This window comes from Methylobacterium sp. E-065 (genome assembly GCF_022829605.1).
Lineage (GTDB): Bacteria > Pseudomonadota > Alphaproteobacteria > Rhizobiales > Beijerinckiaceae > Methylobacterium.
This window is the reverse complement of sequence record NZ_JAKSYD010000122.1, coordinates 91654-107533: the sequence shown is the minus strand read 5'-3', so window position 1 is coordinate 107533 and position 15880 is coordinate 91654. Positions and strand designations below refer to the sequence as shown.

At 70.6% G+C, this 15880-nt stretch carries 19 protein-coding genes; 2 read left to right on the top strand and 17 right to left on the bottom strand.

Features of this window, described 5'->3' with window-relative positions; translation table 11 throughout:
* Positions 1–141 (bottom strand): GTP-binding protein (locus MKK84_RS17110; protein WP_243920259.1); only part of this gene is annotated, 141 nt, incomplete at its 3' end.
* A 308-nt stretch (positions 142–449) separates the two neighbouring features.
* Between MKK84_RS17110 and MKK84_RS17105 the strand changes: the two genes are divergently transcribed.
* Positions 450–1313 carry an outer membrane protein gene (locus MKK84_RS17105; protein WP_243921739.1) on the top strand — a complete coding sequence of 288 codons (864 nt, stop codon included), beginning with the start codon at positions 450–452 and terminating at the stop codon, positions 1311–1313.
* Positions 1314–1631: 318 nt separating this feature from the next.
* On the opposite strand, the gene phnN is transcribed toward MKK84_RS17105, so the two are convergent.
* The 9 genes from phnN to phnG all read right to left on the bottom strand — a co-directional run bounded on the left by phnN (position 1632) and on the right by phnG (position 8578).
* On the bottom strand, positions 1632–2162 hold the full coding sequence (phnN, locus tag MKK84_RS17100; RefSeq protein WP_243921737.1) for a phosphonate metabolism protein/1,5-bisphosphokinase (PRPP-forming) PhnN: 531 nt from the start codon (positions 2160–2162) through the stop codon (positions 1632–1634).
* A complete protein-coding gene (locus tag MKK84_RS17095; RefSeq protein WP_243921735.1) occupies positions 2162–3298 on the bottom strand; it encodes an alpha-D-ribose 1-methylphosphonate 5-triphosphate diphosphatase in 1137 nt (378 codons plus the stop codon). Before MKK84_RS17095 ends, phnN begins: the two co-directional genes overlap by 1 nt.
* An 11-nt stretch (positions 3299–3309) precedes the next feature.
* Positions 3310–4017, bottom strand: a complete 708-nt coding sequence (gene phnL, locus MKK84_RS17090) for a phosphonate C-P lyase system protein PhnL (protein WP_243921733.1) — start codon at positions 4015–4017, stop codon at positions 3310–3312.
* Complete coding sequence (phnK, locus tag MKK84_RS17085; protein ID WP_243921731.1) at positions 4014–4787, bottom strand: phosphonate C-P lyase system protein PhnK; 774 nt, start codon at positions 4785–4787, stop codon at positions 4014–4016. The genes phnL and phnK overlap by 4 nt, the downstream gene beginning before the upstream one ends.
* On the bottom strand, positions 4784–5260 hold the full coding sequence (locus tag MKK84_RS17080) for a GNAT family N-acetyltransferase (RefSeq protein WP_243921729.1): 477 nt from the start codon (positions 5258–5260) through the stop codon (positions 4784–4786). The genes phnK and MKK84_RS17080 overlap by 4 nt, the downstream gene beginning before the upstream one ends.
* Positions 5257–6066 (bottom strand): alpha-D-ribose 1-methylphosphonate 5-phosphate C-P-lyase PhnJ, encoded by an 810-nt coding sequence (locus tag MKK84_RS17075; protein WP_243921752.1) that lies wholly within the window; start codon positions 6064–6066, stop codon positions 5257–5259. Before MKK84_RS17075 ends, MKK84_RS17080 begins: the two co-directional genes overlap by 4 nt.
* A 341-nt stretch (positions 6067–6407) precedes the next feature.
* A complete protein-coding gene (locus MKK84_RS17070; RefSeq protein ID WP_243921727.1) occupies positions 6408–7514 on the bottom strand; it encodes a carbon-phosphorus lyase complex subunit PhnI in 1107 nt (368 codons plus the stop codon).
* A gap of 3 nt (positions 7515–7517) precedes the next feature.
* Positions 7518–8105: a phosphonate C-P lyase system protein PhnH gene (gene phnH, locus MKK84_RS17065; protein WP_243921725.1), complete on the bottom strand. Its 588-nt coding sequence runs from the start codon at positions 8103–8105 to the stop codon at positions 7518–7520.
* Positions 8106–8107: 2 nt separating this feature from the next.
* A complete protein-coding gene (gene phnG / locus MKK84_RS17060; protein WP_243921723.1) occupies positions 8108–8578 on the bottom strand; it encodes a phosphonate C-P lyase system protein PhnG in 471 nt (156 codons plus the stop codon).
* 79 nt (positions 8579–8657) lie between these two features.
* On the opposite strand from phnG, the gene phnF reads away from it, so the two are divergent.
* Positions 8658–9401, top strand: coding sequence for a phosphonate metabolism transcriptional regulator PhnF (phnF, locus tag MKK84_RS17055; protein ID WP_243921721.1), 744 nt, complete (start codon positions 8658–8660; stop codon positions 9399–9401).
* Between the two features lie 177 nt (positions 9402–9578).
* Here phnF and phnE (MKK84_RS17050) read toward each other — a convergent pair whose 3' ends face one another.
* The 7 genes from phnE (MKK84_RS17050) to MKK84_RS17020 form a co-directional block, all read right to left on the bottom strand.
* On the bottom strand, positions 9579–10448 hold the full coding sequence (gene phnE / locus MKK84_RS17050; RefSeq protein ID WP_243921718.1) for a phosphonate ABC transporter, permease protein PhnE: 870 nt from the start codon (positions 10446–10448) through the stop codon (positions 9579–9581).
* Positions 10445–11326 carry a phosphonate ABC transporter, permease protein PhnE gene (gene phnE, locus MKK84_RS17045; RefSeq protein WP_243921717.1) on the bottom strand — a complete coding sequence of 294 codons (882 nt, stop codon included), beginning with the start codon at positions 11324–11326 and terminating at the stop codon, positions 10445–10447. The genes phnE (MKK84_RS17050) and phnE (MKK84_RS17045) overlap by 4 nt, the downstream gene beginning before the upstream one ends.
* A 15-nt stretch (positions 11327–11341) precedes the next feature.
* A complete protein-coding gene (gene phnD, locus MKK84_RS17040) occupies positions 11342–12271 on the bottom strand; it encodes a phosphonate ABC transporter substrate-binding protein (RefSeq protein WP_243921715.1) in 930 nt (309 codons plus the stop codon).
* 95 nt (positions 12272–12366) lie between these two features.
* Entirely contained in the window at positions 12367–13206 is an 840-nt protein-coding gene (gene phnC / locus MKK84_RS17035) for a phosphonate ABC transporter ATP-binding protein (RefSeq protein WP_243921713.1), read from the bottom strand.
* Between the two features lie 111 nt (positions 13207–13317).
* Positions 13318–13953: a chloramphenicol acetyltransferase gene (locus tag MKK84_RS17030; protein ID WP_243921711.1), complete on the bottom strand. Its 636-nt coding sequence runs from the start codon at positions 13951–13953 to the stop codon at positions 13318–13320.
* A complete protein-coding gene (locus MKK84_RS17025) occupies positions 13946–14632 on the bottom strand; it encodes a DUF1045 domain-containing protein (RefSeq protein ID WP_243921710.1) in 687 nt (228 codons plus the stop codon). Before MKK84_RS17025 ends, MKK84_RS17030 begins: the two co-directional genes overlap by 8 nt.
* Before the next feature lie 32 nt (positions 14633–14664).
* Positions 14665–15813 carry a ceramide glucosyltransferase gene (locus MKK84_RS17020; protein WP_243921708.1) on the bottom strand — a complete coding sequence of 383 codons (1149 nt, stop codon included), beginning with the start codon at positions 15811–15813 and terminating at the stop codon, positions 14665–14667.
* Positions 15814–15880: the final 67 nt, after the last annotated feature.

Genomic DNA, 15880 nt, shown 5'->3' with positions numbered 1-15880 from the left:
GTAGGCCGTGAACGTCGCCCCGCCCGTCTCAGCCAGCACCTTCGTGATCGCCGCCGTCAGTGACGTCTTGCCGTGATCGACGTGCCCGATCGTCCCGATGTTGCAGTGCGGCTTGGTGCGAGCGAACTTTTCCTTGCCCATGATTCCCATTCCTGCGGCGGGGACCGTGCGGAGCCCCGGATCCTGATCGGCCGCCCCGACCTCGGACAGGGGCGCAAAACGCGGTCCGCTTAGAGGGTCGGCCGGTTTGGATCAAGGTCCCGGGCGCGGCGGGGTCCTGCGACTGCCTCGACTGTCAAGCGCCAACGCCGTGTCTTGAACGCGGAATTATCAGTCTCCAGAAATCCATCAGACACTTTCGAGCCACACTGTGGCAGCGGGGGCATAGCGGGATCTGTGCCGCCGCGCTTAAGTGCGTTCAACAACGCACAAGCTTGGATCCCGCAACCATGATGAAGAAGCTCCTCCTCGCCACCGCCGCGACCGCCCTGGTCACGACGGCCGCCTCGGCCGCCGACCTGCCGCGCCGAGCCGCGCCGCCGCCGGTCTTCACGCCGGTGCCGGTCTTCACCTGGACGGGCTTCTACGCCGGTCTCGAGTCGGCCTACACCTTCACCGATCGCGAGCGCATCACCACCGCCGGTGTGCTGCCGGGCAACATCACCAACGTTGCGCTCGGCCGCCGCCCGGGCCTGACCTCGACCTCGCAGGATGGCTTCGCCAACATCGGCGGCACCGCCGGCTACAACTACCAGTTCACGCCCGGCTCCGGCATCGTGGTCGGTATCGCCAACAGCATCGACTGGACCGACATCACCAAGAACCGGGTCGTGCTCGGCACCGGCAACGTCGCCGGCGGCCCGCCGAACCTCAGCCAGTTCCGCCAGAGCCTCGACTGGCTCGGCACCCTCACGGGCCGCGCCGGCTACGCGTTCGACCGGGTCCTGGTCTACGGGATGGGCGGCCTCGCCTACGGCAACGTGTTCCACGATGCCAACTTCTACACCCCCGGCGGCGCCCTGCAGTTCGCTGGCCGCTACGACGACTTCAAGACCGGCTTCGCGTATGGCGGCGGCATCGAGTTCGCGCTGCCGACCGACAGCTTCCTGAACACCTTCGCGCTGGGCCGCTACCTCGGCATCAAGTACGACGCCATCACGGTGAAGGCCGAGTACCTGCACTACGATCTCGGCAGCCAGAGCGTGCTGGTCGCCGCCGTCCCGGGCGTCGGCACCGGCTCCTACATCTCGCGCTTCCGCACGGAAGGCAGCATCGTCCGCGCTGGCTTCAACTACAAGTTCGGCGGCTTCTAGTCTTCCCAGCGATCCCCGGGGCTCCTGCCCCGGGCGATCGAACAGGCGCGTGCCGGAGACGGCGCGCGCCTTTTTTCATGCCCGAGCGGCGCGCCTTGTCGAGCGCCGCCCCTTATCCCGGGCGCATGCAGCGCCGGCGGAATGCGACCCGGGATCCCGCACGGAACACAGCGCAGCGTCGATCTTGATCAAGCTGTGCCGCTGACGCGGCGCGTCCTGTGCTGGCTCCCGGATCGGGTTCCACTTCGCTCCACCCGTCCGGGAAAGCAGGGTGCCTTGTTGTATGCCCCGTCCCGGCGGATCCCGCGGACAAGCGGCTCAACAGGCGCGTAGATGCGCCACGAGACGCTCGGCCCCCACCTCCGGCGCACCCACGTTGAGGATCCGCAGATCCGCCGCGACCGACACCTCCCGCGCAAGCCGTGCAGCGAGGTCGCCGTCCTCGGCCCGGCTCCGGGCGGCGAGGCGCTGCATCAGGATCTCCGGCGGCGCCGTGATCTCCACAACGCTCACAGGCGGCCCGGCGACGCGAGCCTGCCCCACGACCCGGCGGGACACGTTGCAGACCACCACCTGGCCCGCCTCCGCCAGACGGCCGGCCTCCGCCGGGATGGCGTAGCCGAGGCCGTGGGCGCGCCAGTGCAGGGTGAAGCGGCCCGCCGCGCAGCCCTCCACGAAGGCGGCCTCATCGATCTCGTCGTTGTCCTCATCCGCCGAGGGGGGCCGCGTGACGAGGCGGCGCGGGAAGACGTAGCGGGGATCGTCGGCGAGTGCCGCCCGCGCCAGCCGGATCAGCGTGTCCTTGCCGGCTCCGCTCGGCCCGACAACGAGGACGAGGCAGCCCGGCATCAGGCGACCCGCCGGCCGGTGCGCCAGACCTCGCGGACCACCGGCACGCCCTCGGCGAGTTGCACCCGCACGAGATCGGCCCGTAGCCCCGGCGCCAGGGCGCCGCGGTCGGTCAGGCCGGTGGCGCGGGCCGGATTCGCAGTCACGGTGGCGAGCGCCTCCGGCAGGGTGATGTCCGGCGCCTGCTCGGGCAGCAGGAAGGCCGCCATCAGCAGGCTCGCCGGCACGTAATCCGACGACAGGATGTTGAGGTGCCCGGCCTCGGCGAGCGCCAGGGCCGCGACGTTGCCGGAATGCGAGCCGCCGCGGATCAGGTTGGGCGCGCCCATCATCACGGTGAGCCCCTTGCCATGCGCAGCCTCGGCCGCCTCCCGGGTGGTGGGGAACTCGGCGAGCCGCACGCCCTCCCCGACCGCAAGTTCGACATCCGCCAGGGTGGTGTCGTCGTGGCTCGCCAGCGGGATGTTCATCTCGCGGGCGAACTGGACGAGGGCCGGGCGATTCTGCGCGTTGAGCGCTTTGCCGTCGCGGATCTTGCGCTCGGTGTTGGCGCGGATTTCCTCCATCGGCCGGCCGCCGCGGGTAGCGTAGGTGTAGTACTTGTCCATGTCGCGGAACTGCCGCTGGCCCGGGGTGTGGTCCATCAGCGAGATCAGGCCCACGGGGTAGCGGGCCGTGAAAGCCGCCACCGTGTCGAGCACGTCCGCGGAGGGCAGTTCGCAACGCAGATGCGTGAAGTGCTCGGCCCGGAACAGATCCTGGGCGCGGGCGGTGTCGATGGCGCCCGCAAGCTGCTCCAGCTCGGAGCCGAGGCCGCTGCCGTCGGGATCGCTGCCGGCACGCAGCGAATCGAACACCGTGGTGATGCCCGAGGCGGTGATCTGGGCGTCATAGGCGAGCACCGCGCCGAGCGGGTGCCAGCGCACCTTCGGACGCGGCGCGTAATGGCTCTCCAGATGGTCGGTGTGCAGCTCGATCAGCCCGGGGATCAGGTGATCGCCGCCGAAATCATGGCCGCGGGCCGGCGGGCGGCCCTCGCCGATCTCGGCGATCGCCCCATCGGACACGGCGAGCCAGCCGCGCTGCACCCGGTCGGGCAGGACCAGGGTGGCGTTCTCGATGATGAAGTCGTCCATCGTCTCCGTCCTCAGGCTGCCCGGGCTTGCGGCGCGAACCGCGTCACGTCGACGATTCGCGTCGCCACAGCGTCGCGCATCTCGCTGTCGTGGAAGATGCCGAGCACGCCGGCCCCGGCCGCCAGCTTCTCGCGCACCAGCTCGGCGACCACGGCGCGGTTCTGCGCGTCGAGGGAGGCGGTCGGCTCGTCGAGCAGCAGGAGCGGCCGGTCGGCGATCAGGCCGCGGGCGATGTTGACCCGCTGCTGCTCGCCGCCCGAGAAGGTCGCGGGCGGCAGGCCCCAGAGCCGCTCGGGCAGGTTGAGCCGGGCCAGCAAGTCCTTGGCCCGCGCCCGCGCCGTTTCTTCGGACAATCCACCCTCGCGGCCCGCGGCCACGACCACGTCGAGGGTCGAGACCCGCGGGATCACCCGCAAGAACTGCGACACGTAGGCGATCACCCGCGCCCGGAGCGCCAGCACCACCCGCGGATCGGCGCAGACCACATCCACGATCGTGTCGCCGTCGCGGACCAGGATCGCGCCGCCGTCGCATCGGTAATTGCCGTAGGCCATCTTGAGGAGCGAAGATTTGCCGGCTCCAGACGGGCCGCCCAGCACCACGCACTCGCCGGGCGCCACGGACAAGCTGACGCCGCCCACCACCGGCAGCACCACCCCGTCGCGCAGATGCAGGGTGAAGCTCTTGGCGACGTCCTGGAAGGTGAGGAGCGCGGTCATGCGGCAAGCACCGAGGAGACGAGGAGCTGGGTGTAGGCGTGCTCGGGATCGTCGAGCACCCGGTCGGTCAAACCGGTCTCGATCACGCGGCCGGCCCGCATCACGGCGATCCGGTGCGATAGTAGCCGCGCCACCGCGAGATCGTGGGTCACGATGATCACGGCGAGCCCGAGTTCGGCCGAGAGCCGACGGATCAGGTCGAGCAACCGGGCCTGGACCGAGACGTCAAGACCCGAGGTCGGCTCGTCCATCAACACGAGGCGCGGAGCCGTGACGAGGTTGCGGGCGATCTGCAGGCGCTGACGCATGCCGCCCGAGAACTGACTCGGCGGGTCGTCGATCCGACCGGCATCGATCTCCACCCGGCCAAGCCAGTCGAGGGCCTGGGCGCGGATCCGGCCGTAATGCCGCTCGCCGAGCCCCATCAGGCGCTCACCGACATTGCCGCCGGCCGAAACCGCCATGCGCAGGCCCTTCGTCGCGTCCTGGCGCACAAAACCCCAGTCGGTGCGCATCAGTGCCCGGCGCCCGGCCTCACTCAAGCCGGCGAGGTCACGCAGCGCGCCGTCGCGCATCCGGTAGGAGACCGTCCCGGAATCCGGGGCCAGTTCGGTGGCGATCAGGGAGAGCAGCGTCGACTTGCCGGAGCCGGATTCGCCCACGATCGCCAGCACCTCGCCGGGGACGAGATCGAACGACACGTCGGCGCAGGCGAGGCGGGCGCCGTAGCGCTTGGTCAGCCCGCGGACCTGAAGCAGGGGCTCGCTCATGGGGTCACCTCGGCGGCGGCAGGCGTGAAGGGCGGATCCAGGCGGAAGCTGTAGCCGTAGCGCTCGAAGCCGAGGCGCTCGTAGAAGACATGCGCGGGCTTGGCGTCGACATTCGACGACAAAGCGAGCTTGTAGCAGCCCCGCGCCTGGGCGAGGCGGAACGCCTCGTGCATCATCGCCCGGCCGAGACCGCCGCCGCGCTGCCCCGACGAGACCACGACGCTCTCGACCAGCGCCGAGGGCATGCCCCAATGGGCGATGTTGTCGAGGATGATGAGGCAGAAGGTGCCGACGATCGCGCCGTCGACCTCGGCCACGTAGAGCCCGTAATCGGGATAGGCCCTCGTGAGCCGGTCGAGCAGCGCCTCGGCCTGCTCCAGGCTGGCCACCCGCCCGCTGTTCAGCTCGGCGTAGAGGTCGAGGATGGCCGGGAGGTCGGGCGTCCCGGCCCGGCGGACCGTGAGATCACTCATATCGCCTCTCCCGTGCCGACATGGCCGTCCGCGCGGCGCCCTTCGCAATGGTCGGTGTCCGAGCACACGAACATCCGGTTGCCGGCATCGTCGAGCAGCACCTCGTCGAGATAGACGCCCTTGGCCCCGCACAGGGCGCAAGGATGCGTGAATTCCTGAACCCGGAACGGATGGTCCTCGAAGTCGAGGCTGCGCACGCGCGTGTAGGGCGGCACCGCGTAGATCCGTCGCTCGCGCCCTGCGCCGAACAGCTGGAGCGCCGGGCAGCCGTCCATCTTGGGGTTGTCGAATTTCGGCGTCGGCGACGGGTCCATCACGTAGCGGCCCGCCACCTCGACCGGGTAGGCGTAGGTGGTGGCGATGTGCCCGTGGCGGCTGATATCCTCGTAGAGCTTCACGTGCATGGCGCCGTATTCCGCGAGCGCGTGGAGTTGGCGGGTCTCGGTCTCGCGCGGTTCGAGGTAGCGCAGGGGCTCGGGAATCGGCACCTGATAGACCAGGGTCTGGCCCTCGGTGAGCGGCGTCTCGGGGATCCGATGGCGCGTCTGGATCACCGTCGCCTCCGCGGTGCGGGTGGTGGTGGCCACCCCGGAGGTCTTGGCGAAGAACCGGCGGATCGAGACCGCATTGGTGGTGTCGTCGGCGCCCTGGTCGATCACCTTGAGCACGTCCGCCCGGCCGAGGATCGCGGCCGTCACCTGCACGCCGCCGGTGCCCCAGCCATAGGGCATCGGCATCTCGCGAGAGGCGAAGGGCACCTGATAGCCCGGCACCGCGATCCCCTTGAGGATCGCCCGGCGGATCATCCGCTTCGTGCCCTCGTCGAGATAGGCGAAGTTGTAGCCGGATTGCGGAGCGGACGGCTCCGCAGCACTCCCTCCCCCCGACCGATCTCGGGCCTGCCCGAGATTGGCATCCTGCTCGTCCCAAGTCGGGCGAGCCCGACTTGGGATGGGGGAGGGTGGCCCCTGCGTCAGCAGGGGTTGGGCCGGGACGAAGTCCCGCAAGAGGGGAACCCGGCTTCCGGATAGGGCGCGATCTTCATGAGGGGGAGAGCTTCGTTCTGCACCGTCGCTCCCCTCTCCCCCCCTGTTGCGCAGCGTACCCTCCCCCGCAGAGGGGGGAGGGAAGACCGTATGTGTCCCGCTCATTCCGCGGCCTCCTGCATCTCGACGGGCTCGGATCTCTGCTCGAATTCGGCCCTTAGCCGGCGAACCAGCTCCAACTCCGCCTGGAAGTCGACGTAGTGGGGCAGCTTGAGGTGCTCGACGAAGCCGGTCGCCTGGAGGCTGTCGCAATGGGCAAGGACGAATTCTTGGTCCTGCGCCGGGCTGACCACCGGCTCGCCGAGTTCCTCGGCGCGCAACGCCCGGTCGACCAGCGCCATCGCCATGGCCTTGCGCTCGCTCTGGCCGAAGCTCAGCCCGTAGCCGCGGGTGAATTGCGGCGGCGCCGCGCCCGAACCCTTGAACTGGTTGACCATCTGGCACTCGGTGAGTTGCATCCGGCCGAGCGGCACCGCGAAGCCCAACTCCTCGGGCACCAACTCCACGGCCACCTCGCCGACCCGGATCTCGCCCACGAACGGGTGGGTGCGGCCGTAACCACGCTGGGTCGAGTAGGCGAGGCCGAGCACGAAGCCCTCGTCGCCCCGGGCCAGCGCCTGGAGGCGCAGGGCCCGGTCGGCTGGGTAATCCACGGGCTCGCGGGTGAGATCGCCCACGGGGGCGCCCTCGTCCGGCGGCGAGGCCTCGATCAGCCCGTCCTGGGCCAGCAGGTCGGTGACGCGGGGACAGATCGCGGCATCGGCGCGGGGCTCGGCCTCGGCGGCGGTCTCGATCTCACCCTCCGCGGCCAGCGCGAAATCGATCAACCGATGCGTGTAGTCGAAGGTAGGCCCGAGCACCTGCCCGCCCGGCAGATCCTTGAAGGTCGCCGAGACCCGGCGGGCCACCGCCATGGCACCAGTCTCGAGCGGCACGGAGGCGCCGAAGCGCGGCAGCGTCGTCCGATAGGCGCGGACCAGGAACACCGCTTCGACCACATCGCCGCGGGCCTGCTTCAGGGCGAGCGCCGCGAGATTGGGGTCGTAGAGCGAGCCCTCGGTCATCACCCGGTCGACCAGCAGCGCCATCTGCTCGCGGATCTGCGCCACGGACAGTTCCGGCACGGTGGTGTCGCCCCGGCGCGCCTCGGCGAGCAGCCGGTGGGCGTTGTCGATGGCGGCTTCGCCGCCCTTCACGGCCACATACATGGGTCAGCCCTCCGTGACGGCTGTGGAGCGCGGCAGCCCAGCCACGCGGCCGGGGGCGGTCAGGATCAGGTCGACGCCGAGGGGGAAATCCGCGCGGTTCCCGGCGAGCTGCGCGACGAAGCCCTCCGGCAGCGGCGCCAGCGCGACGCGGGTGGTACCGCGGATGCCGGGCCCGGTCAGGCACAGCCCCTCCCCCGCGGTGATCGCGTCGAGGGCGAGCACGAGCGTCGTGGACGTGTCGGGATAGGCCGGCGTGCCGGGGGCGAAGGCGTTCAGCGGCGGGCAGCGGGCCGGATCGCTGATCAGCGCGAAGGCGGCCGCGGCCGGGTCCTCCGTGAGGGGAGCGCCGGTGTGGAAGCGCAGGTAGGCGGCGACCGCGGGTGACGCCGCGAGCCCGGCATCGAGCCAGACCGGCGTGTCAGCGTCGGCCAGGGTGAGCGCGACGGCGGCGAGTTCCGGCGTCAGCGGCGCCGGCGGGGTCAGGCCCGGGGTGAGCGGCCGGGGCAGCCCCGGCCGGGCGAGGGCGTCCATCACGGCGCGGAACGTCGCCTGGGCGTCGTGGACCGGGTCGGCGAAGCCGGGTGCGAGCATGCTCAATCCTCCCCACGGGCGACGGTCAGGAACTCGACCCGCGTGGCGGCGGTCTGCCGCGCCGCCTTCCGGCGATCTGCCTCGGCCCGGTCGGCGGCATCCGCCAGGGCGGCCTCGACGTGGGCGCGCTGCGCCGGATCCTGCCAGAGCGCGTCGAGGATCGCGGCGAGGCGCGCCTTCGTCCGGTCGCGGCCGAGATGGTAGGCGAAGCCCGTGCCCCCATCCGCCAGACGGATCGCCGCCCGGGTGACGCTGACCTCGCCGACATGGAACGGGCGCCCATCGCCGCCGATCCGGCCAGTGGCCATCACGAGACCGGTCTCTGGGGGGCGCAAGTCCTCGGCAGCGGGGACATCAAGACGCGTCAGCGCGGCTTCCAATTCAGTCCGGCTCGCGTCGGCGCACAGGGCCATCACGGCCTGCCGGGCCACGATCTCGGGTCCGGGTTCTGGGCCTGCTGGGTTCGGGGTCATTGCGAATCCCTCCGTCGCATTGTTGTATAGATCTATAGACAACTGGCGCCCGCCGGACAAATGAAGTTTGGATGACAGGATGGATGCAGAGGCACAGGCGCCCGGCCTCGTCCGGGGCGAAGGGCTGACGGCGTGGCGGCAGATCGCCGACACGCTCACGGCCGATATCGCGGCGGGCCGATACGCGCCCGGCCAGCAACTGCCCACCGAGGCGGCGCTCGCGGCGCGCTTCGCGGTGAACCGGCATACCGTCCGCCGGGCGCTCGCCGCCCTGGCCGAGGGCGGCCTCGTGCGCGCCAGCCAGGGCCGCGGCACCTTCGTGGAGGAGCCGCCGCTCGCCTACCCGATCGGGCCGCGCACGCGCTTCTCGGAGATCGTCGCCGAGGCCGGGCGGGAAGCCTGGGGCGATCTCATCGCGTCGGCCACCGTCGCGGCCGCGCCCGAGCCGGCGGCGGCGCTGGCCATCGCCCCCGGCGCGCCGGTGCTGGAACTGCTGACGGTCCACCGGGCCGACGACGCACCCCTCTCCACCTCGTTGACCTGGGTGCCGCTGCCGCGCTTTGCCGGCTTCGCCGAGGCCTATGCCGAGCGCGGCTCGATCACCCGGGCGCTCGCGGCCTGCGGCGTCCACGACTACACGCGGCTCTCGACACGCGTCCGCGCCCGCCTGGCCGAAGCCCAGGAGGCGGCCCGGCTCGACATCGCGCCGGGGCGGGTCGTACTGGTGGTGTCGAGCGTCAATATCGATCCCGCGGGCGTGCCGATCCAGGCGAACCGGACCCTGTTCGCCGCCGACCGGGTGGAGCTGGTGATCGGCGGCTGAGGGCCGAAGCGTCTCAATCGAGCGGATGGGTTTCCAAAGGGCGTGGCCCTTTGGTGGGGTGTCGGGGTGAAATCCCGACGAACGGATCTCCGCCCCCCTTCCGGGGGTCGGAGATCCGTCTGCAGGGCTCTGCCCTGCACCCGCCAAAGGACACGTCCTTTGGAAACCATGACCGGCTCAGCGCGCCGCCGGCCCGATGAGTGCCCGCCGGAGCCGGGTCGAGACCCAGTCGATCGCCGCCACGGTGACGAGGATCATCAGCACCAGGAACGCGACCTGCTGCAGCTCCAGCACGCGGATCAGCTCGGTCAGGTACTGGCCGATGCCGCCCGCGCCGACGATGCCGATGATCGTCGCCGAGCGGGTGTTCGATTCGAAGAAGTACAGCACCTGGCTCGCCAGCACCGGCAGCACCCCGGGGATCAGCCCGAAGCGGATCCGGTGGAGGCTGGAGCCCCCCGAGGCGACGACGCCCTCGCTGGGGCGCCGGTCGCAGGTCTCGACCGCCTCCGAGAACAGCTTGCCGAGTGCCCCGAAATCCGAGCACGCAATGGCGAGTGCCCCCGCGAAGGGGCCCAAGCCCACGACGTTGATCCAGATCAGCGCCCAGATCAGCACGTCGACCGAGCGCATCACGTCGAGGCCGCGCCGGACGGCGAAATGCGCGAAGGGGTTCGACACAACGTTGCGCGCCGCCAAAAACGCGACCGGGAAGGCCAGGATCGCCGCCGTCAGCGTGCCGAGGAACGCGATGCCCAGGGTCTCGCCGAGGGCGTGCAGGAAGGTCCAGAGATGGCCCTCCGGGGACGGCGGCAGCATCAGCACCGCGAAGGAGCCGAGCCGCCCGAGCCCGTTGAGGATCCGCGCCGCGGAAACGTCGAGGCGCCAGCATGCCAGGGCGGCAAGGCCGATCAGGACACCGAGCCCGAGGCCGAATCGGGCTCGTGCGGCCCAATCCACCCGGAACTGCGCAGGATAGCGACCGCGCAGCCGCGCGAGATTGTCCCGGGCCTCAGCCCGCAGGTTTCCGGTCCGGGCCGCGCTCATCGGGGGTTCTCCGGGCCGATCAACCGGTGACGGACCTGCTCGGTGGCGAGGTCGATGCAGAACACCGTCAGGATGATCAGCACGAGGATCGCACTCACATCCGCATAGTAGAAGTTGCGAATCGCGCCCAGGAACTCCTGGCCGATACCGCCCGCGCCGACGAAGCCGAGAACGGCCGCCCCGCGCACGTTGATCTCGAACCGCAGCAGCCCGTAGGAGGCGAAGTTCGACAGAACCTGTGGCAGCACGGCGAAGCGCACCGTCTCGACCCAGGTGGCACCCGCGGCGGACAGACCCTCGACGGGGCGCATGTCGATGTTCTCGACCACCTCGGAGAACAGCTTGCCCAGCGCCCCCGTGGTGTGGATCGCGATGGCCAGCACGCCGACCATGGGCCCGAGACCGAAGGCGATCACGAAGATCAGCGCGAACACGATGTCCGGGACGGTGCGGCAGATCTCCAGGAAGCGCGTGGTCAGCAGACGCAGTACGCGCGACCGCATGAGGTTGGCGGAGCCGGCGAAGCTGAGGACGAAGCCCGCGAGTCCCCCGAGCAGCGTGCCGAGATAGGCCATCAACAGGGTCTCACCCAGCAGCGCCAGCCAGCCGGACAGGCCCCAGTACCACTCGCGCAGGTCTGCGACCGGGTGGTCGAGGCCAACCGGCGGCAGGATCTGCCGGATGTAGGCGGTGAACTTGCCGATGTTCTCGGCGAAGATCAGCGGCCGCACCTCGGCGACGAGCCCCGCCAGCACGGCGAGCACCGCCACGAGTGCGAAGCCCGCGAGCGTGCGGCGGCGCGCGGCGCCGGTCGCCGCCGCGTAGAGGCCGGAGAGGGCGGCTTCCCGCTCCGGCGGCAGCTTGGTCAGGCTACGCAAGGCCGACGGTCCGGATCAGGATTTCTTGCGTTGCTCGTCGTTGAACCGCAGCATGTCGATGACCGGCTGGTAGTCCTGGATCGTCGCCGGGATGATGCCGAGATCCTTGCCGTCCGACAGCCGGTCGAAGGCCGCCTTGTCGGCGGTCGGCAGGGCGAGGAGCGCGTCGCGGATCTTGGTCTTCAGGTCGTCCGGCAGGCTGGACAGCACGGCGTAGGCATCCCCCGGCAGGAGATCGGACTTGAACACGGTCCGGAAGTCGTCCTTCGTCATCGACCGCCCCTGGGCATCCTTGACGATGCCCTTGGTCAGCATGCGCGCGAGATTGTTGTCGGCCTCGGAATTCCAGAAATTCGCCGCCGCGTCGGCGGTGCCCTGGGTCAGCGCCAGCACGGCGTTCTCGTGACTTCCGGCGAAGAAGACCTTGCCGAAGAACTTGTCCACATCGTAGCCGGCCCGCCGCAGGAGGAAGCGCGGCGCCTGATTGCCCGAGGTCGAGTTCGGATCGACCAGGGCGAGGTTCTTGTCCTTGAGATCCGCGACCGTCTTGTAGGGGCTCGAAGCCAGCACGTAGACCACGGAATAGTAGCCCGAGATGCCGGTCTCGTGCTTCGGGCTCGCGACCGGCTCGATCTTCACGCCGGTCATGACGGCGCGGGAGAGCGAGGCGGCGCCGTAATACCCGATCTGGATGTTGCCGGCCCGCTGGCCCTCGATCACCGCGGCGTAATCGCTCGCCACCCGCAGCTTCACCGGCACGCCGAGCGCCTTGGTGAGATAACCCGCCAGCGGCGTGTAGCGGTCGACGGTGCCGCTCGCGTTCTCCACCGGGATGACCGCCAGCGTCAGCTCGGGATACTTGGCCTTCCAGTCCTCGGCGGCGGCAGGCAGGCCGAGCAGGGCGAGGGCCGCCGCGGCGGCGGCGAGGGTGCGTCGGGTGATCATCGTACGGTCCTTCGGCGTTGGTGCGGGCTTCGGCCGCCCTCTGGGTCGGCCGGGCGTTTCCCGATCTGTCGTTTGTTTTGGGGCCGGGGCCCGATTCAGGCGCCGATGGCGGCCTCGCGGATCGGCCGAGCCGGAACGCGACCCGGCAGCGCCGCCCGCTGCTCCGCCTCCCGCTGGGCCGAATCGTCCAGCACCTCGCCGGCCTCCAGCCCGTAGAGCCGGCGCGCCACATCCTCGGTCAGGTCGAACGGGCCGCCCTCGAACACCACGCGGCCGTCGGCGAGTCCGACGAGGCGGTCGCAATAGGCGCGAGCCAAGTCGAGCGAGTGCAGGTTGCACAGCACCGTGATGCCGTAGCGCCGGTTCACCTCGGCGAGCGCGTCCATCACGAGGCGGGTGTTGCGCGGGTCGAGGGAGGCCACCGGCTCATCGGCCAGCAGGATCTGCGGCTCCTGCACGAGGGCGCGGGCGATCGCCACGCGCTGCTGCTGGCCGCCCGACAGTCCGTCGGCCCGCTGGCCGGCGAACTCGCCCATGTCGAAGCTCTCCAGGGCGGCGAGCGCCATTGCCCGGTCCTCATCGGACCACAGGCGCAGCAAGGCCCGAGGGCTCGGCACGTGGCTGAGCCGCCCCATCAGCACGTTGGTCATCACATCGAGGCGTCCGACGAGATTGAACTGCTGGAAGATCATGGCGCAGCGCGTGCGCCACTCCCGCAGATGCCGACCCTTCAGGGCTGTGACGTCGCGCCCGTCGTGGAGGATACGGCCCGAACTCGCGTCCGCCAGCCGGTTGATCAGCCGCAGCAACGTCGACTTGCCGGCGCCGGACCGGCCGATCACACCGACGAAGCTGCCCGGCTCGATTCGCAACGTGACGCCGTCCACGGCACGCCGGTCACCGTACTGGCGCGTAAGATCCTCGATGACGAGCATGCATCCATCCGCTGCGGAATAGCCGCAGCTAAACGCCGCTTACGCGACGATTGGATGACGAATACATTTTGATGTTGTTTGCCGGCGCAGGATATCTACCCGATAGCGGCCTCACGTTTCGTATCGATCGAGGAATGCTTCGATCGACAGGGCGCGGAAATCCGGAAGCGCACGGCGCAGGCGTTCGTGGTCCCAGTCCCACCACGCGAGGCGCTCCAGCCGCGCGGCGATATCCTCGGGGAACCGGCGCCGGACCGGCCGGGCCGGGTTGCCGACCACGATCGCGTAGGGGGCGACGTCGCGCGTGACGATCGCGCCCGCCCCCACCACCGCACCGGTGCCGATGGTTCGGCCGGGCAGGACCACCACGCCGTGGCCGATCCAGACATCGTGGCCGATCGTGACGGGGCTCGCCCGGCGCCGGTCGAAGTAGGCGGGCTCGTCCGCTTCCTCGGGCCAATAGGCGCGCGCCCGATAGGTGAAGTGGGCCTGCGAGGCGCGCTCCATCGGGTGATTGCCCGGGTTGATCCGCACGCTGGCGGCGATCGAGCAGAACTTGCCGATCGTCGTGTAGATCACCTCGCCGTCCTGGCCGATGTAGGAATAATCGTCCAGGCTCGTCTCGGTCAGGCGGGTGCGGGCGCCGATCTCGGTGTAGTGGCCGAGTCGGCAGGATTCGATCCGGGCGCTGGGGTCGATGGCGGGTTCGAGTCCGAGGGGCGGGGAAGCCTTGGGAACCTCAGCCATAAGACGCACCGAAGGGCAGGCGCGCCAGGAGCCGAAACGGCCCGCCCGCATCCTGGGTCAGAAGGCAGATCGCGTCGATCGTCACCGGCTCCGGGCTCGAGGTGGCGTAGGCCTCGGCGAGGCGGCGGTACCAGCCGTCGCGATCGGGCTCCGGCAGGGCATCAGTCAGGGTCATGTGGAAGCGGAAGGCTTCGAACACGTGCGGATAGCCCCAGCGGTCGAGCAGGGCACGGGCGCGCGGATCCAGGCGCTCCGGCCGGCGCTTGGCGCGCTCGGCCTCGGTGAGGGGCGCCCGCAGGGGATCGAGGGCCGCGACGCATTCCGCCGCGAGCAGGCCGAGTTCCGGCGGCGGCACCTCCGGCACCAGGGCGAGGAACCGTCCGAGCGCCGCGACGCGCAGCGGCCCGAGCAGGACCGGCGGGTGCACGGTCGCGAGGCCGCGGGCGGCGACGACAAGATCGGCCTCCGTCACCCCCGGCGCGAGGCGCATCGGCGCCTTGAGCGTCGCGTGAAAACCGTAGACCCGGGCGCCCGCGTTGACGGCGGCGAGTTCGCGCAGTCCCGCCGGGTGTGCGACCGCCTCCCCGGAGATGGTGTCGTACCCGAGCACGCTCCGGCCGAAGGCCTCCAGGGGGGAGCCCGGGGCGGGCAGCCAATACAAGGCGTAGCGGCGCGTCACGTCTTCACCTCCGGAGCGCGGGGCGACCGCAATCAGGCCGTCGGCGCATAGGTCCGCGCCTCGGCGGCCCGGCGCGGGCGAACATCCATGGCGTTGCCACGCCACACGATCGCGCGCTGCACCCAGGCGCCCAGCCAGATCGCCGGGATCAGGGCGTCGCGCACCAGGAAGGCCGCCAGCATGCGGGGGGCGCGCTGCCAGCCGGCGCGGATCGCGAGCCCGACCTCGGCGGCATAGCACAGGGCCGCGAGGCATGCAGCGCCGACGACCCCGCCAAGGCTGCCGGCCCAGAGCGCCAGCAGCAGCGCCGGCAGCAGGACGCCGCTGCCGATCTCGGGGGCGAAGAACAGCGGGAAGGTCACACGCCGCAGCCGAGCCCAGCGCAGCTGCCGCGCCCAGACCTCCCGGAAGCCGCGCGGGCCCAGCGGCTGCTCGAACGGGCTCGCCACGAGGTGGACGCGCTTGCCGGCGGCCCGCACGAGCTTGGTGGCGGCCGCGTCCTCGGCGATCTCGGCGGCGAGCGCCTGGAGCCCACCGTGCGCTTCCAGGAACGGCTTGTGCCAGAGCATGCTCTTGCCCTGCGCGAAGCCCAGGCCGAACGCCTCGGCGGCGTATTGCCAGCGCGCCTGGAGGGTGTTGAGGAAGGCGCATTCCACCTCGGCCATGAAGCTGCCCGGGCGGGCGCCCACGGGGGTCGAGCAGACCAGACCGGTGTCGTCGCGCCACGCCGCCTGAAGGCGCTGGAGGTAATCCGGCGGCATGGCCACGTTGGAATCGGCCAGCACCACCCACTCGTGCGCGGCGGCGCGCCAGCCGCGCAGACAATTGTTCAGCTTCGGATTGTCGCTGACGCGCTCGTCGCCGAGGATCAGGCGGGCCGGAACCCGGGGGTGGGCGGCGATCAGGCGCTCGACCAGGGGCACGATCGGATCGGCCGGGTCGGCCACGCAGAAGATCAGCTCGTAGGCGGGATAGTCGAGGCGGAAGCTCCGGGTGAGCATCTCCTCGCTGTAGGCTTCCAGGCCGCGCAGCGGGCGGACCAGGGAGACGGGCGCCCCTGCTGGAAACCGCGACGGCCCGTGGATCCTGCCAAGGCGCCGGGCCGCGATGGCGATGCTGCCGATTTGGACGAGGGACAGAAGCGCGCCGAGGGCGAGAGCCGGCACCGTGGCGTCAATCATGCGGGTCCCCGTTCAGCATCGTGCGCGGCCCGGTCGCTAACGGCCGGACCGCGTCAGTCGTGTGACA